Source organism: Agromyces marinus (genome assembly GCF_021442325.1).
Taxonomy (GTDB): domain Bacteria; phylum Actinomycetota; class Actinomycetes; order Actinomycetales; family Microbacteriaceae; genus Agromyces; species Agromyces marinus.
Map to the genome: position 1 here is coordinate 1,346,170 of NZ_CP087879.1, position 14,650 is coordinate 1,360,819.

General features: G+C 71.5%; 17 protein-coding genes. 6 read left to right on the plus strand and 11 right to left on the minus strand.

The window, feature by feature from the left end:
* Positions 1-119: 119 nt before the first annotated feature.
* The 5 genes from DSM26151_RS06335 (at position 120) to ligD (ending at position 5,879) form a co-directional block, all read left to right on the plus strand.
* Positions 120-1,562 (plus strand): L-fucose/L-arabinose isomerase family protein, encoded by a 1,443-nt coding sequence (locus DSM26151_RS06335; RefSeq protein WP_234661559.1) that lies wholly within the window; start codon positions 120-122, stop codon positions 1,560-1,562.
* A 776-nt stretch (positions 1,563-2,338) separates the two neighbouring features.
* Positions 2,339-3,262, plus strand: coding sequence for an aggregation-promoting factor C-terminal-like domain-containing protein (locus tag DSM26151_RS06340; RefSeq protein WP_234661560.1), 924 nt, complete (start codon positions 2,339-2,341; stop codon positions 3,260-3,262).
* Between the two features lie 110 nt (positions 3,263-3,372).
* Complete coding sequence (locus tag DSM26151_RS06345) at positions 3,373-4,455, plus strand: YihY/virulence factor BrkB family protein (RefSeq protein WP_234661561.1); 1,083 nt, start codon at positions 3,373-3,375, stop codon at positions 4,453-4,455.
* 66 nt (positions 4,456-4,521) lie between these two features.
* Positions 4,522-4,800 carry a DUF2277 domain-containing protein gene (locus DSM26151_RS06350; RefSeq protein ID WP_234661562.1) on the plus strand — a complete coding sequence of 93 codons (279 nt, stop codon included), beginning with the start codon at positions 4,522-4,524 and terminating at the stop codon, positions 4,798-4,800.
* 50 nt (positions 4,801-4,850) lie between these two features.
* Entirely contained in the window at positions 4,851-5,879 is a 1,029-nt protein-coding gene (gene ligD / locus DSM26151_RS06355) for a non-homologous end-joining DNA ligase (protein ID WP_234661563.1), read from the plus strand.
* Between the two features lie 36 nt (positions 5,880-5,915).
* Here ligD and DSM26151_RS06360 read toward each other — a convergent pair whose 3' ends face one another.
* Together DSM26151_RS06360 and DSM26151_RS06365 are read right to left on the minus strand one after the other, a co-directional pair.
* Positions 5,916-6,560 carry a GTP pyrophosphokinase gene (locus tag DSM26151_RS06360; RefSeq protein ID WP_407651034.1) on the minus strand — a complete coding sequence of 215 codons (645 nt, stop codon included), beginning with the start codon at positions 6,558-6,560 and terminating at the stop codon, positions 5,916-5,918.
* A gap of 156 nt (positions 6,561-6,716) precedes the next feature.
* Positions 6,717-7,121: a YchJ family protein gene (locus DSM26151_RS06365; protein WP_234661564.1), complete on the minus strand. Its 405-nt coding sequence runs from the start codon at positions 7,119-7,121 to the stop codon at positions 6,717-6,719.
* Between the two features lie 264 nt (positions 7,122-7,385).
* On the opposite strand from DSM26151_RS06365, the gene DSM26151_RS06370 reads away from it, so the two are divergent.
* Positions 7,386-8,129, plus strand: a complete 744-nt coding sequence (locus tag DSM26151_RS06370) for an aggregation-promoting factor C-terminal-like domain-containing protein (RefSeq protein ID WP_234661565.1) — start codon at positions 7,386-7,388, stop codon at positions 8,127-8,129.
* Positions 8,130-8,135: 6 nt separating this feature from the next.
* Here DSM26151_RS06370 and DSM26151_RS06375 read toward each other — a convergent pair whose 3' ends face one another.
* Genes DSM26151_RS06375 through idi form a run of 9 tightly spaced genes read right to left on the minus strand, consistent with a single transcriptional unit; the run spans position 8,136 to position 14,567 of the window.
* Positions 8,136-8,429: a GNAT family N-acetyltransferase gene (locus DSM26151_RS06375; RefSeq protein WP_234661566.1), complete on the minus strand. Its 294-nt coding sequence runs from the start codon at positions 8,427-8,429 to the stop codon at positions 8,136-8,138.
* A gap of 36 nt (positions 8,430-8,465) precedes the next feature.
* Positions 8,466-8,837: an RNA-binding S4 domain-containing protein gene (locus DSM26151_RS06380; protein WP_234661567.1), complete on the minus strand. Its 372-nt coding sequence runs from the start codon at positions 8,835-8,837 to the stop codon at positions 8,466-8,468.
* A 43-nt stretch (positions 8,838-8,880) separates the two neighbouring features.
* On the minus strand, positions 8,881-9,780 hold the full coding sequence (locus DSM26151_RS06385) for a prenyltransferase (protein WP_234661568.1): 900 nt from the start codon (positions 9,778-9,780) through the stop codon (positions 8,881-8,883).
* Positions 9,777-10,130, minus strand: a complete 354-nt coding sequence (locus DSM26151_RS06390) for a lycopene cyclase domain-containing protein (protein WP_234661569.1) — start codon at positions 10,128-10,130, stop codon at positions 9,777-9,779. The genes DSM26151_RS06385 and DSM26151_RS06390 overlap by 4 nt, the downstream gene beginning before the upstream one ends.
* Positions 10,127-10,483, minus strand: a complete 357-nt coding sequence (locus DSM26151_RS06395; RefSeq protein ID WP_234661570.1) for a lycopene cyclase domain-containing protein — start codon at positions 10,481-10,483, stop codon at positions 10,127-10,129. Before DSM26151_RS06395 ends, DSM26151_RS06390 begins: the two co-directional genes overlap by 4 nt.
* Entirely contained in the window at positions 10,483-12,096 is a 1,614-nt protein-coding gene (gene crtI / locus DSM26151_RS06400) for a phytoene desaturase family protein (protein WP_234661571.1), read from the minus strand. Before crtI ends, DSM26151_RS06395 begins: the two co-directional genes overlap by 1 nt.
* Positions 12,093-12,989, minus strand: coding sequence for a phytoene/squalene synthase family protein (locus DSM26151_RS06405; protein ID WP_234661572.1), 897 nt, complete (start codon positions 12,987-12,989; stop codon positions 12,093-12,095). The genes crtI and DSM26151_RS06405 overlap by 4 nt, the downstream gene beginning before the upstream one ends.
* The gene (locus tag DSM26151_RS06410) at positions 12,986-14,032 is read right to left on the minus strand and encodes a polyprenyl synthetase family protein (RefSeq protein ID WP_234661573.1); all 1,047 of its coding nucleotides are present in this window, start codon (positions 14,030-14,032) and stop codon (positions 12,986-12,988) included. Before DSM26151_RS06410 ends, DSM26151_RS06405 begins: the two co-directional genes overlap by 4 nt.
* A complete protein-coding gene (gene idi / locus DSM26151_RS06415; protein WP_234661574.1) occupies positions 14,025-14,567 on the minus strand; it encodes an isopentenyl-diphosphate Delta-isomerase in 543 nt (180 codons plus the stop codon). The genes DSM26151_RS06410 and idi overlap by 8 nt, the downstream gene beginning before the upstream one ends.
* Positions 14,568-14,650 lie beyond the last annotated feature (83 nt).

The following is a 14,650-nucleotide window of genomic DNA, read 5'->3' on the forward strand; positions in this document are numbered from 1 at the left end:
CGGGCGCTCTTCATTATGTCCGGCGCGAGGCCGAAATCGCGCCGGGACCGCGCCGCGTCCCCTGCCGACAACCCATCCTCACATCGTGGCATGCGCCGCGACAACGAAAGAAGGCACGCATGACGACCGAACTGACCGAGTTGAGCACGGTGCTCGCTCCGAAATCGCGGCGCAAGCCGAGGATCGGATTGGTCGCGGGCGGGCTCGGGACATACTGGCCGCAGTTCCCGGGATTGCTTCCGCAACTGCGCGAATCGTCCCGGTATGTGTCTGAACGGTTCGCGGAGATGGATTCGGATGTGACGGATGTCGGATTCATCTCCGACGCCCAGGAGGGGGCGGCCGCCGCGGAGGCATTGAGGAAGGCTGATTGCGACCTGATCGTGCTCTTCCTGACGACGTATCTGACGAGCTCGATGGTACTGCCGATCGCGCAGCGGTCGGGCGCGCCGGTGCTGGTCATCGACCTTCAGCCGACGCAGAAGATGGACCATGCATCGTTCGATACCGGTGCATGGTTGGCATACTGCGGCCAGTGCCCGGTCCCGGAGGTGGGGAACGTGTTCATGCGCGCCGGCATCGAGTTCCGGTCGGTGTCAGGGTACCTCCGGCAGGAGTCTGCGTGGAAACGGATCGAGCAGTGGATCGCAGCCGCGCATGTGAGGGCGGCGCTCCGGCATGCCCGTCACGGCCTCATGGGGCACGTGTATCCGGGGATGCTCGACGTCTCGACCGACTTGACACTGCTGCCGGTGACATTCGGGTCGCACGTGGAGGTATTGGAGTTCGACGACCTGCGCGTGCGGGTGGATTCCGTCACCGAGCGAGAGACTGCGCAGAGGATGGAGCTTGCGCGCCGAGTCTTCACACTCGACCACTCGGTCGTGGAGGAGGACTTCGCCTGGGGTGCGAAGGTATCCGTCGGCTTGGACCGACTCGTGGACGACTTCGACCTGGACTCGCTCTCCTACTATCACCGCGGCCTCGACGGGGAGCAGCACGAACGGCTGGGTGCCGGCATGATCCTCGGTGCTTCATTGCTGACCGCCCGGGGCATACCGGCGACGGGCGAGTACGAGTTGCGCACGACGCTCGCGCAGCTCGCGACGCAGGTCGTCGGTGCCGGTGGGTCGTTCTGCGAGATCCAGGCCTTGAACTTCGAGGACAACGTGGTCGAGATGGGGCACGACGGACCGGCCCACCTGGCCGTCTCATCTCGTGACCCGCTGCTGCGCGGCCTCGGGGTGTTCCACGGCAAGCGCGGGTGGGGTGTATCGGTCGAGTTCGACGTGCGGCACGGCCCGGTCACGCTGCTGGGACTCGGGCAGAACCGCGACGGGTCGTTGTCGTTCATCGCCTCTCAGGGCGTGGTGGTTCCCGGCCCGCTGCTGGAGATCGGGAACACCACGAGTCGGGTGGACTTCGGTCGCGATCCGGGAGAGTGGGTCGACGCCTGGTCGGCGACCGGCGTCGGGCACCACTGGTCCCTTTCGCTCGGACACCGCGGCACCACCTATCGCGCGGCCGCGTCGCTTCTGGGTATCGACTTCCGGATGGTCTGAACCCATGCCTGTCACCGTCGTCGCAGTCCTCACCGCCAAGCCGGGTCAGGGCTCGGCCGTCATCGAGTCGTTCCGCGCAGTGTCGCCGCTCGTTCGAGCAGCCTGAATGAGTGGATTCAGCGGCGAAACGACGGCCACTCCTTCAGAGCATTGCGGGGATCTCGTAGCTGGGTTCGCCGCGGAGCCTGAACGCGTCGGCGATGAGCGCCCGGGCGTGTAGATCCCGATCGTGCGTTCTGACGCGGCAACGGCGGCGTGACGACCGGGGCAGTCCGACGTACGATCGAAGAACGCCGGCCGGGGCGCTTCGAAGGGAGCAGCACTGGCCACGTGGCATCCGATCCTCGCCGCCGAAGAGCCCGAACCCGGCCGGTGGCGACTCGTCGACTCGCTCGGCCGCGAATACGGCCTCGTGAGCATCGTCCGCGTCGACGGGCAGGTGCGATTCCGCGCCGAGTTCGAGGGAAGGCTCCTCGGGTACGGCACGACGTTGCGGGGCGCATGCGAGCGCGTGCACCACGCGTTCGTGCGTTCCCACGGGCCCGGCGAATGGCGGGGATACCCCGATTTCTCTCGGGCGGAACGGTGAGCACACCCGTGCCGAGGAGGTGAGGTTCCGTCACTGATTCTGATGACTTTCACAGGGAACCGGCACGAGTCGTGGAGGAACGGTGTGCAGACTGGCGGCTTCGCCACGGCGACCCCCCTTTACGTGAAGCACCGAGACGAGACCGCGAACGCGCGAGGACAGCACCTCGTGCCGCCGCACTGGATATATGCAGAACCAGAACACTTCCCCCGACATCCTCAGCACCACCGAAACCCTCGACGCCACGCGTGAGCGCGTGCGCCGCACACGCCGCAAGCGGCGCGCGGCCTGGCTCACCGCAGGCGGCATCGTCGCCGTCGGCGCGATCGTCGGATCCGGCTTCGCCATCCAGACGGCCGTCGCCGACCAGGAGCAGCGCGTCGCCGCGACGGCCGCGCTGACCGCCGCGACCGAGCGTGACACCGACCAGCTCACCGCGGCCGGCGGCCTCCTCGAGGCCCACGCCGCCAAGAAGGCCGAGGACACGCTCGCCACCGCCGACGCCACGATCGCCAAGGCGAAGGGCAAGGCGGATGCCACCGAGCTCGCCTCCACGGTCGCGTCGCTCGAGTACTACACCCACCTGGCACCCGAACGCGTCTTCGCGCTCGCCGACCAGACCAGCGACCACGTCTCGAAGGTGGCCGCGCAGGTCAAGGAGTTCGACCGCAAGGCCGCTGAGAAGGCCGCAGCGGAGAAGGCCGCCCGCGAGAAGGCCGCCGCCGAGAAGGCCGCGGCCGAGGCCGCAGCCGCAGAGACCGAGTCGTCGTACTCGGCACCGTCGTACCCGAGCGGCCCCGCGAACCCGAGCGGCGCGCAGGCGACCGCGCGCGACCTCATGGCGTCGATGTACGGCTGGGGCGGCGACCAGTTCGGCTGCCTCGTCGACCTCTGGAACAAGGAGTCCGGCTGGAACGTCTACGCCCAGAACCCGTCGAGCGGCGCCTACGGCATCCCGCAGGCGCTCCCCGGCAGCAAGATGGGCAGCGCCGGCGGCGACTGGGCCACGAACGCCACGACCCAGATCAAGTGGGGCCTCGGCTACATCGCCGGCCGCTACGGCACCCCGTGCGGCGCCTGGTCGCACTCGCAGTCGGTCGGCTGGTACTGATCCCCGGCCGCACCTGACGCGCCCCACGACGGGACCCGCGGACCTCGAGGTCCGCGGGTCCCGTCGCGTGTTCCCGGGCAGGCGCACCCGCCGTGGGTACGCTGGGCGACATGAGCGTCACCGGTGCGAACCCGCGCGGAGGCGGCATCCGCGCCCGTATCACCCGCGCCGTCGAGTGGGTGCTCAGCACCAAGCCCGCCCGCGCCGTCCTGCTCTATCAGGAGCAGCACGGCCCGATGCTCGCCGACAGCATCACGTACCGCACGCTGTTCTCGGTGTTCGCCGGCGCATTCCTCGGGTTCGCGATCGCCGGAATCTGGCTCGCCGGCAACCCGCAGGTGATCGACGCGATCGTCGAGACCGTCGACGACGTCATCCCGGGGCTCATCGGCGCGAACGCCGCGATCGACCCCGACGTGCTCATCCAGCCCGTGAACCTCTCGATCGCGGGAGCGATCGGCCTCGTCGGCCTCGTCGCCGCCGCGATCGGCGCCATCCGGTCGCTGCGCATCGCCCTGCGTGCGCTCGCCGGCAAGCCCGACGAGACCACCTTCGTCGCGTGGCAGTTGCTGCGCGACCTCGCGATCGCGATCGGCTTCGGGCTGCTGCTGGTCGCCGGATCCGCGGCGACGGTCATCGGCACCGGGTTGCTCGATTCGTTCGTCGACTGGCTCGGCGCCCCGCTCGGCGGTGCGCTGTTCGACACGGGCTCGCGCACGCTCTCGGTCGCGGTCGTGTTCGCCATGGACACCGTCGTCGTCGCGGGCCTGTTCCGCATCCTCTCCGGGCTCCGGCCGGGGGCCAGGGCGCTCTGGACCGGCGCCCTGCTCGGCGGCGCCGCCCTGACCGTGCTCCAGGTGCTCTCCGGGCTGTTCGTCGGGGGAGCCACGCGCAACCCGCTGCTCGCCGGCTTCGGGTCGCTCATCGCCCTGTTGCTGTGGCTGAACCTCTCCAGCCAGGTCATCCTCATCGCGAGCGCCTACATCATCACGGGCGTCCACGAGGCGCAGGACCGCGTGCGCGAACGGTACGGTGCGACCTCGATGGCCCTCCGGCGCCTCAAGCGCGCCGAGCGCAGAGCAGCGGATGCCGCGGCCGAGGTCGCCGCGGCCCGTGACGCGATGCTCGGGGTCGAGGAGGGCGACCGGAAGCGCGAACGGGCCGACGGTGATCAGCTCGGGCCGGGCGGCTGAACCACCCGGGTCCTCGACGAGGCCGACACCCTCGACGCCGCCGCAGCACCGGGTTAGGCTCACGCCATGTGCAGGAACATCCGCACCCTCCACAACTTCGAGCCCGCAGCCACCGGCGACGAGGTGCGCGCCGCCGCCCTGCAGTACGTCCGCAAGGTCAGCGGATCCACCCACCCGTCCAAGGCGAACGAAGCCGCGTTCGACGAGGCCGTCGAAGCCGTCGCGCACATCACCCAGCACCTGCTCGACCACCTCGTCACCAACGCGCCGCCCAAGGATCGCGAGATCGAGGCCGAGAAGGCGCGCGCACGCGCCGAGAAGCGCTACGCCGCGCTCAGCGCCTGACCGCCGGCCGCACGTGACCGGCGTCGGCGGAGCACGATAGCCTCGGCGCCATGGCCCGCGACGCGACCACCATCGACCTCGACGGCCCGGACGGCACGCGCACCGTCCGGATCTCCAGCCCCGACCGCGTGGTGTGGTCGGAGCCCGGCATCACCAAGCTCGCCCTCGCCGAGTACCTCGTCGCCGTCGGGCCGGCGTTCGTCGCCGCGAACGGCGACCGGCCGGTCTCGCTCGAACGGTTCCGCGACGGCATCGGCGGGGAGTCGTTCTTCTCGAAGAACCCGCCGAAGGGTGCACCCGAGTGGGTGCACGACGTCACGGTGACCTACCCCAGCGGCAGGCGGCATCCGCAACTGGTCATCGACGAACCGGCGACCGCGGTCTGGGCGGCGCAGATGAACACCATCGTGTTCCACCCGTGGGCCTCGCGGGCCGGGGCGCCCGACCTGCCCGACCAGCTGCGCGTCGACCTCGACCCCCAGCCCGGAACCGGGTTCGCCGACGCCGTCCCCGCGGCGCACGCACTGCGCGAACTCATGGCCGAGGCCGGCCTCACCGCGTACGTCAAGACCTCCGGCAACCGCGGCATCCACGTGTTCGCCCCGATCGAACCAGAGCACGAGTTCCTCGACGTGCGGCACGCCGTCATCGCGCTCGGCCGCGAACTCGAGCGCCGCATGCCCGACCGCATCACGACCGCCTGGTGGAAGGAGGAACGCGGGCAGCGCGTGTTCGTCGACTTCAACCAGGCCAACCGCGACCGCACCATGGCCGGCGCCTACAGCCCGCGCGCCATACCGGGCGCCCCCGTGTCGTGCCCGCTCGACTGGGACGAGCTCGACGGAACCGACCCCGCCCGGCACACCGTGCTCACCGTGCCGATCCGGCTCGCCGAGCACGGCGACCCGTGGGCGGGCATGCACGAGCACCCCGGGCGGATCGACACGCTCCTCGAGTGGTGGCAGCGCGACCTCGAGGACGGCCTCGGCGAACTGCCGTTCCCGCCCGACTTCCCCAAGATGCCCGGGGAACCCACCCGCGTGCAGCCGAGCCGCGCCCGCAAGCCCGAGGCCGACTGACGGCCGCGCGCGACGCGCGCACCGGCGCGCCAGGGCTCAGACCTCGACGGGCCCGTCGTTGCGCGGCTCACGAGGCAGGCCGTGCACCTCGCGATGCAGTCGCTCCATGCGCGTGTCGAGCTCCGCCGCCGTGCGCGCCGCATCGGTGAGCTGCGCGAGCAGCGACTCGGGCACCTGCCGGTCGAACTTGTAGTAGATCTTGTGCTCCAGGCTCGCCCAGAAGTCCATCGCGATCGTGCGGATCTGCACCTCGACGGCGACCGGGTGAGCGCCCGTCGACAGGTACACGGGGATCTCGACGATCAGGTGCAGGCTCTGGTACCCGTTCGCCTTCGGGTGCGCGATGTAGTCCTTCACCCGCAGCACGCGCACGTCCTCCTGCGCCGTCAGCAGGTCGGCGATGCGGTAGGCGTCCGAGACGAAGCTGCACGTCACGCGGACTCCCGCGATGTCGGTCACCGTCGCGCGGATCGTGTCGAACGAGGGCTCGACGCCCTTGCGCCGCATCTTGTCGATCACGCTGTCGAGGCTCTTCAGCCGGCTCGAGATGTGCTCGATCGGGTTGTACGCGTACGCCTGGTTGAACTCCTCGCGCAGGATCGACAGCTTCGTGATGATCTCGTCCATGCCGAACTTGTACCGCTGCATGAACCGCTCGGTCTCATCGCGCAGCGCGCGCATCTCGTCGAGCGTCGAGCCGTCGATCGTGTCGAGCGTGCGCAGGGCACGATCCGTGAGCATCGGCTGCCGGGCGGGGCGGGCCGGCGGTGGTGCGTCGAGCTGCGTCATCGAGGTTCACCGTAGGCGGTCAACCTCGACGTTGCCCGAGCGGATGCCTCACCCGATCGCGTCGACGTACAGCCACCGGCCCTCGCGCACGAACCGGCTGACCTCGCGCTGCACGCCGCGCTCGCCGGAGGCGACGTATCGTGCGGCGAACTCGACGACGCCCTCCCGGTCGAGCGGGCCACCGCGTTCCGTGCGGATGATCTCGAGCGAACGCCAGTGCACGTCCGGGTCGGGCTCGAGGGTCGCGGGTCTCGTCGACGGATGCCACGTCGCCAGCAGGTACGTCACGTCGCCGACCACGAACGCGGTGTAGCGGGAACGCATGAGCTGCACTGCCGTCGGGGCGGGCGCACCCGCGAGGACGGGCCCGCAGCACTCGGCGAACACGTGACCGCTCGTGCACGGGCACCGGTCGCCGGGGGCGGGGGCGGGGAACGCGCTGGAATGCGGCATCCGCCCAGTCTGGCGCAGGTTCTCCTCAGGAGAAGTCGAGGGTTCATGCAGAAACGGCGTGCAGAGTGGGGGACTCGTGCGCGGCAGCCCCCGGCCCGCGTCATGCCAAGCCCCAGCTCGGAGGGCCCCCGACCATTCTTCCGAGCGCCCCCGCCTATGCACTCCAGCACCCCCACCACGCCTGCCCAGCCCGCGGACGCCCCCGTCCGCACCGATGCGGCCACCCGCCGCGGCGCACGCCGGAGCCGCGCGTCCCGCCGCCGCATGCTGCTCGGCGCAGGTGCGCTCGTCGCGATCGGCGCCGTCGCCGGCACCGGGCTGACCGTCAACCAGGCCCTCGCCGCGCAGCGCGTCGCGGAGACGAGCGCGCTCACCGAGTCGACCGGCCTCGCCGGCGAGCAGCTCGGCGCGTACGCCGGCATCGCACAGGCGAAGGTGCACGCCGAGGCCCAGGACACGCTCACGCTCGCGACCGACACGCTCGCGGAGGTCGAGGGCAAGATCGACGCCACCGGGCTCGCGTCGTCGGTCGCCTCGCTGGGCGAGTTCGAGACGCTCCCGCTCGACGACGTGCGCGACCGCGTGGCGTCGACCCGGTCGGAGATCGACGAGGCCGCAGCGAGCGCCGCCGCCTACGACAAGGCGCTCGCCGAGCGGAAGGCCGCCGAGCGCCGCGCCGCGGAACTCGCGCGCGCCAACACGCCCGAGGGCGCCAAGGCCACGGCCCGCTCGCTCGCCGCATCCCAGTACGGCTGGGGCGAGGGGCAGTTCGGCTGCCTCGTGAACCTGTGGAACAAGGAGTCCGGCTGGAACTACCAGGCCACCAACCCGTCCAGCGGTGCGTACGGCATCGTGCAGGCGTGGCCCGCGGAGAAGCTCGCGACCGCGGGCGCCGACTGGAAGACCAACGCCACCACCCAGATCAAGTGGGGCCTGGACTACATCTCACGCGGTTACGGCTCGCCGTGCGCCGCATGGGGCCACTCGCAGTCCGTGAACTGGTACTGACCCGGCTCAGCTCGCCCTCGGGTCGAGCAGCTCGCGCCGGTCGGGATGCCGGTCGAACCACTGCTCCACGTACCAGCAGCTCGGCACGATGCGTCGGGCGCCCTGCGCCTCGACGTCGTCGACGGCGAACGCCACGAGATCGGCCGCGAGCCCGCTCCCGCGATACGGCGGATTGGTGAACGTGCGCACGAACGCGACCGCATCGCCGAGCTCGCGATAGTCGAGCACGCTCGCCACCTGCCCGTCGACACGGAGCACGTACCGGCGCTGGTCGGGTTCGTGGAGAAGTTCCCTGCTCACCCGGCCCACGCTACGCCAGTGCGCGGGCGGGCGCGGTCAGCGCCCGCGAAGTCGGTCGAGATCGCGACGCTCGCGCTTGGTCGGCCGGCCCGCACCCCGATCGCGGACGGGCACGGTCGGAACCGCCTCGCGGGGCAGAGGAGCGGGCGTGCGATCCTCCACGGCCGTCGCCGCGAGCTCCGCCGACACGCGCTTCACGATCGGGCGCCGCACGATCAGGGTGCGGTCGAACCCGTGCAGGCGCACCCGGACCTCGTCACCCGGCCGCACCGCCTGCGCGGCCTTCGCGCGCTCGCCGTTGACCCGCACGTGGCCCGCCCGGCACGCGGTGGTCGCCGCGGACCGCGTCTTGCAGACGCGGACCGCCCACAGCCACGCGTCCACGCGTGCCGACTCGAGCTCCGCCATCCCCTCAGCCTACGACGGCGAACGGATGCCGACCCGCGTCGCGTCAGCGGATGAGCGCCCACCAGATCATGAGCATCGTGACGAAGAATCCGACGACGTAGTTGATGAGGATGAAGTGCCGCCACCCGCGGTTGGACGTGCCCGACGCGGCATCCGTCACCGAACGATAGGGCCAGGCCGCCCACAGGTACGGCAGCACCAGCAGGGCCGCGAGCGGGCCCGGCCACTCCGTCGCGAGCATCAACAGGCCCGCCGCGAGCCACAGGGCCAGCGCGATCCGGACCGTCGTCGCCGCGCCGAACGCCGTCGCGATCGACGCGATCCCGGCCTCCCGGTCCGGCACCACGTCCTGCACGGCGCCGAACGCATGGCTGGCCATGCCCCAGCAGAAGAACGCGACGAGCAGCGCGACCAACGGCCAGGTCGGCGCGGCTCCCGCGATCGCCAGACCGTACACGGCCGGGCTCACGAAGTGCGTGCTCGAGGTCGCCGAATCCAGCACCGGGACCTCCTTGAACCGCAGGCCCGGCACCGAGTACGCGAACACCGCGAACAGGCTCACCGCGAGCACGAGCCACGACCACGGCGACCCGGCACCGAGCCACAGCAGCAGTGCCACGAGCGGGGCCGCGGTCGCGACGCCCGACCACACGACCGCACGGTGCAGCCCCGGGTCGAGCAACGCCCCCTCCGCGCCGCCCTTGCGCGGGTTTCGGAGGTCGGACTCGTAGTCGTACACGTCGTTCACGCCGTACATGAGCAGGTTGTACGGAACGAGGAAGAACAGCGTGCCGACGACGAAGACCGCATCGACGCGACCGGTCGTCAGCACGTACGCCGCCGCGAACGGGAACGCGGTGTTGATCCAGCTGACCGGCCGCGACGACCACAGGACCTGCCCGGCCGCCCGGAGCGCGCCGACCCGCGCGCGTTCGGCGCTCATCGCGAACCTCCGGCCCGTCGGCGCGCGAACAGCGACCACACGGCCGGGAGCAGCAGCACCCCCGCGATCGGGTACAGGAAGTCCTCGACGGGTGCGAGCCCGATCGTGACCCCGGAGCGTCGGTCCTCGTCGTAGGCCACGATCCCCGCGGCGATGATGAGCGTGTCGAACACCGCGGTCAGCACGAGCAGGACCGCGGCCGCCGCCGACGTCGCGACCGCGCGGCGACGACCCGCGCGGCGACGACCCGCGCCGGGTCCCCGCGACCCGGAACTCCCGCGAGGCCATCCGACCCGGGCCACGACCGCCGCCACGACGAGGAACGGAATGCTGATCAGCAGGTACGTCACCGGTCACCGCCTCCCGACCGGACCTCGGCATCGCGGCCGGCCCGGACCTCGAGGATCCGTTCGAAACCGAGCACGAGCACGAGCGTGAGGTAGCACAGGAACACCAGGAACACCGGTTCCTCGAGCGGCAGCTCCGGAGCCAGCTCGATGCCCGTCACGATCGACGAGTCGCCGCGGAAGAACACGCCCGACAGGATGCCCGCGGCATCCCACACGAGGAAGAAGGCGACGCCGATCCCGACCGTCGCCGCCGCCGCGAGCGGGGCGCGCCAGAACACGAGGCGCCAGCGCGCATCGATGAGCGCCATGCACCCGATCACCGCGGAGAGGCCCGCGAGGTAGACCAGCCCCATCAGCGACCCGCCGGCCACTGCCGAGCGCCCGCGGCATCCGCGCCGTCGGGCTCGGCGATCGGCCCGGTCGAACGATCGCCGCGCACGCGCTTGAGCACGTTCTCGGCACTGATGAGGCACATCGGCAACCCGATCCCCGGCGTCGTCGAACCGCCCGCGTAGTACAGGCCCTCCACCCGGCGCGACCGGTTCGAACCCCGCAGGAAGGCGGACTGCCGCAACGTGTGAGCCGGCCCGAGCGCCCCGCCCCGCCACGAGTTCAGGCCCTCCTCGAAATCGGCCGGCCCGACCGTGCGCCGGACCACGATCCGCTCCGACAGGTCGCCGACCCCGGGCAGCCGCGAGATGCGGCGGATGGCGGCATCCGCCGTCTCCTCGACGAGCCGGTCGCCCGACCCGCCCTCACCGCCGCGCCCGATCGAGGGATCGGCGGGCACCGGCACCAGCAGGAACAGGTTCGTGTCGCCGGGCGGCGCCACCGTGGCATCCGTCGCACTCGGCATGCACGCGTAGAACGAAGCGGGGTCGGGCACCCTCGGATCCGAACCGAAGATCGCGTCGAAGTTCGTCCGCCAGTCCTCCGTGAAGAACAGCGTGTGGTGGGCCAGCTCGGGAACCCGGCCGCGGATGCCGAGCATCGCCAGCACCGCCCCGGGGCCCGACGTCCGCCGCCGCCACCACGACTCCGGGTACGTCTGCGCGGCCACCGGGAGCAACTGCGTCTCCGTGTGGTGCAGGTCGGCGGCCGAGACCACACGATGCGCCGGAGCGACCACCTCGCGCCCGTCCGAGGTGCGGAACCGGGCGCCCCTGACCGCCGGCCGCGGGCCGTCCCACGACAACTCGATCGCCTCGACCCGCGCACCCGTGACGATCTCGACCCCCGCGCCGACCGCGATCGCGGCGATCCGCTCGATCAACCCGGCGAACCCCCCGCGCGGATACGCCACGCCCTCCCCGAGATCCAGGTGGCTCATCAGGTGGTACAGGGCCGGAGTCCGATCCGGCGACGAACCGAGGAACACCGCCGGGTAGCCGAGGACCTGCCGCAGGCGGCGATCGCGCACGGCCCGCGCGGCGAACCGCTCCAGGCTCGTGCCGAGCAGCCGAGCCATCCGGCCCGACTCCCGCACCACCTCGCCCGCGGCCAGCCCGCGGACGTCCGTGAAGTCCGTGTACAGGAACCTCCGCAACGCCAGGTCGTAGGCGGAATCGGCCGAATCGAGGTAGCGCTCGAGCGCCCGCCCCGCGCCGGGCTCGACCGACTCGAACAGCTCGACGTTCGCGGCACGCGTCGAGCGCACGTCCAGCGGCTCCTCGTACCCGTCCGCCCAGACCCGATACCCGGGGTCGAGCCGCACCGGGTCGACCTCGGCCGCGGCGCTCGTCCCGAACAGGCGGAAGAAATGCTCGAACACCTCGGGCATGAGGTACCACGACGGACCGGTGTCGAACCGGAAGCCGTGACGCGACCAACTCCCCGCGCGCCCGCCCACCTCGTCGCGCGCCTCCAGCAGCGTCACCCGATGCCCGTCCCGCGCGAGCAGCGCGGCCGTCGCCAGCCCCGCGATCCCGCCCCCGATCACCACGATCCGCTCCGAACCGCCGATCATCGCCGACCACCTCCCGTCGTCAACGCCGACCGCACCGCGATCGCGAACTTCTCCCCGTCGGGCACCCGGATCCGAGTCGCGATGATCGACGACGCGGGCGTCGCACGACACCGGGTCGCAAGACTCGCGAACACCCCGTGCGCCGCGGCGACCGAGGCCCGCGCTCGCCGCGGGAGCTCGGGGATCGCCGCGCGCGCGAGGTCGAGATCGCGTTCGATGTCGTCGAGGATCGCGGACTTGTCGGCCTCGGAGAACGCATCCGGGTCGACGCCGGGGAAGTAGTTCCTGCCGAGCGTGCGCCAGTCCGTCGCGAGGTCGCGGAGGAAGTTGATCTTCTGGAACGCCGCGCCGAGATGGACCGCGCCGCGCTCGAGCCGGGCTCGCCGGGCGGGGTCGACACCGGATCCGGACTCGTCGACCAGGAACGCCGCGAGGCACATCAGGCCCACGACCTCCGCGGAACCGTGGATGTACTCGGCGATCTCCTCCGGCGCGATTGGCGTCGGATCGAGGTCGCGCCGCATCGACGCGAAGAACGGGCGCGTCAGCTCGACACCGAACCCGCACTCGCGTGCCACCGAGGCGAACGCGTGCACGACCAGGTTCGCCGAGTACCCGCGGGCCAGTGCCCGCTCGACCTCCTGCTCCAGGCCGTCCAGCACGTCGCGCTGCTCGAGCACGTCCAGTCCGGCCTCGGCGGCCGCGCCGTCCACGACCTCGTCCGCGACCCGGACGAGCGCGTACACGGTGCGGATCCGATGTCGCGTGGCAGGGTCGAGCAGCCGCGCCGCCGTCCCGAACGACGTCGAGTACCGGGCGATCACGGTCGCCGAACTCGCCTCGGCGGCATCCGAGTACCGCGCGAGCAGCCCGCGGTCGTCGCGCGCGCTCACCGGACGCGTCCGATCGCCTGCTGCGCGAACCCCGCCAGCTCCGACCGCAGCTGGAGGGGGACCTCCGCACCCTCCAGCTCGTGCAGCGCGAGCGTGACGTGCTCGGCCGCCGACGCGACCGCGGCGTCGAGCGCACCGCACCCGCGCAGTCGCTCGCGCAACGCCGACGCGCCCGCGTCGTCGAGCGCAGGATCGCCCAGGCGGTCGCGGATCTCCGGCCACGCCGTCGTCGCGGCCGCATGCGCGATCAACGCCGTCCGCTTGCCCTCGCGCAGGTCGGCGGACGCCGACTTCCCCGTGCTCACCGGGTCGCCGAAGACGCCGAGCACGTCGTCCGTGATCTGGAAGGCCACACCCGCGAGGCGCCCGAACCGGCCGAGCGCCGCCACCGCGGACGCGGGCGCCCCGGCCAGCACGGCGCCCGCCGACAGCGGCGCCTCGAACGAGTACACGGCCGTCTTCTGCTCGAGCATCGCCAGCACGCCCTCCAGTTCGGGCGTGGATCCGTGCAGCGACGAGACCACGTCGGCGAGCTCGCCTGCAGCTGACACGAAGACCGCGTGATCGAGGATGTCGAGCAGCGCCCGCCTCCGGTCGTCGCCGATCGGCAGGATCGCGATCTCCCGGTGGGCGCGGCTCAGCGCGAGATCGCCCGCGAGCACGGCCGCGGTGGCGCCCCACACCTCGCTCGCCCGGGCATCCCCGCCGAACTCGGTCGCGCGCGCCGCGAAGCGACCCGCCACGTTCGGCACGCCCCGCCGAACCGTGTCCCGATCGATCAGGTCGTCGTGGATCAGGAACGCCGTGTGCAGCAGCTCGAACGCCAGGGCCACGCCGGTCACCACCGTGCGGTCGACCCCGCCGAACCCCCGGTACGCCGACCACACCAGCCCGGGGCGGATCCGCTTCCCGCCCGAGCTCTGATGCTCGATCGACTCCCACAGCGCGGCGTAGTGGCTGCCGTAGGCACCCGCTCGCAATCGCGCCTCGGCGAAGAAGACCCGGAGCCCCTCGTCGACGTCGGCATCGAGCCGTTCAGGCACGGAACAGCTCCAGTTCCTCGGCCTGCAGCACCAGCCACGGGCTGAACGCCCACGGCGTCGCGCGGATCGCGGCCGCGAACTGCTCCGGCCGGACCCAGCGGTACTCGGCGACCTCGCGCGGATTCGGATCGGGCTCGGCCGAAGCGGTGGCCACGTAGACCGGGCACACCTCGTTCTCCACGATGCCCGCGGCATCCGTCGCCCGGTACCGGAACAACGGCAGGGCCAGGTCGATGCCGGTCAACTCGAGCCCCAACTCGTGATCGGCCCTCCGCCGCACCGCATGCAGCAACGGCTCGGCCGGGCGGGGGTGACCGCAGAACGAGTTCGTCCACACCCCGGGCCAGGTCTGCTTCGTCACCGCCCGACGGGTGACGAGCACCTCGCCGATCGGATTCACGACGTGGCACGAGAACGCCAGGTGCAACTCGGTCGACGGCCCGTGCGCGGCGCTCTTCGGTGCGCGGCCGATGGGCGTACCCGACTCGTCGAGGAGCACCACCTCGTCCTCGAGACCGTTCATCGTGCGGTCCATGGGTCCTCCCTCCGGCTGTGCGGGTGCATCAGCCCCCGCGTCATGTGGACGAAGCTATCGAACGCCGATCCGGTCGGGAACAA

Coding starts and splice junctions, on each gene's coding strand:
- DSM26151_RS06335 (WP_234661559.1), top strand. CDS start 120: ATGACGACCGAACTGACCGAGTTGAGCACGGTGCTCGCTCCGAAATCG.
- DSM26151_RS06340 (WP_234661560.1), top strand. CDS start 2,339: ATGCAGAACCAGAACACTTCCCCCGACATCCTCAGCACCACCGAAACC.
- DSM26151_RS06345 (WP_234661561.1), top strand. CDS start 3,373: ATGAGCGTCACCGGTGCGAACCCGCGCGGAGGCGGCATCCGCGCCCGT.
- DSM26151_RS06350 (WP_234661562.1), top strand. CDS start 4,522: ATGTGCAGGAACATCCGCACCCTCCACAACTTCGAGCCCGCAGCCACC.
- ligD (WP_234661563.1), top strand. CDS start 4,851: ATGGCCCGCGACGCGACCACCATCGACCTCGACGGCCCGGACGGCACG.
- DSM26151_RS06360 (WP_407651034.1), bottom strand. CDS start 6,560: ATGCGCGCGCTGCGCGATGAGACCGAGCGGTTCATGCAGCGGTACAAG.
- DSM26151_RS06365 (WP_234661564.1), bottom strand. CDS start 7,121: ATGCCGCATTCCAGCGCGTTCCCCGCCCCCGCCCCCGGCGACCGGTGC.
- DSM26151_RS06370 (WP_234661565.1), top strand. CDS start 7,386: ATGCTGCTCGGCGCAGGTGCGCTCGTCGCGATCGGCGCCGTCGCCGGC.
- DSM26151_RS06380 (WP_234661567.1), bottom strand. CDS start 8,837: ATGGCGGAGCTCGAGTCGGCACGCGTGGACGCGTGGCTGTGGGCGGTC.
- DSM26151_RS06385 (WP_234661568.1), bottom strand. CDS start 9,780: ATGAGCGCCGAACGCGCGCGGGTCGGCGCGCTCCGGGCGGCCGGGCAG.
- DSM26151_RS06395 (WP_234661570.1), bottom strand. CDS start 10,483: ATGGGGCTGGTCTACCTCGCGGGCCTCTCCGCGGTGATCGGGTGCATG.
- crtI (WP_234661571.1), bottom strand. CDS start 12,096: ATGATCGGCGGTTCGGAGCGGATCGTGGTGATCGGGGGCGGGATCGCG.
- idi (WP_234661574.1), bottom strand. CDS start 14,567: ATGGACCGCACGATGAACGGTCTCGAGGACGAGGTGGTGCTCCTCGAC.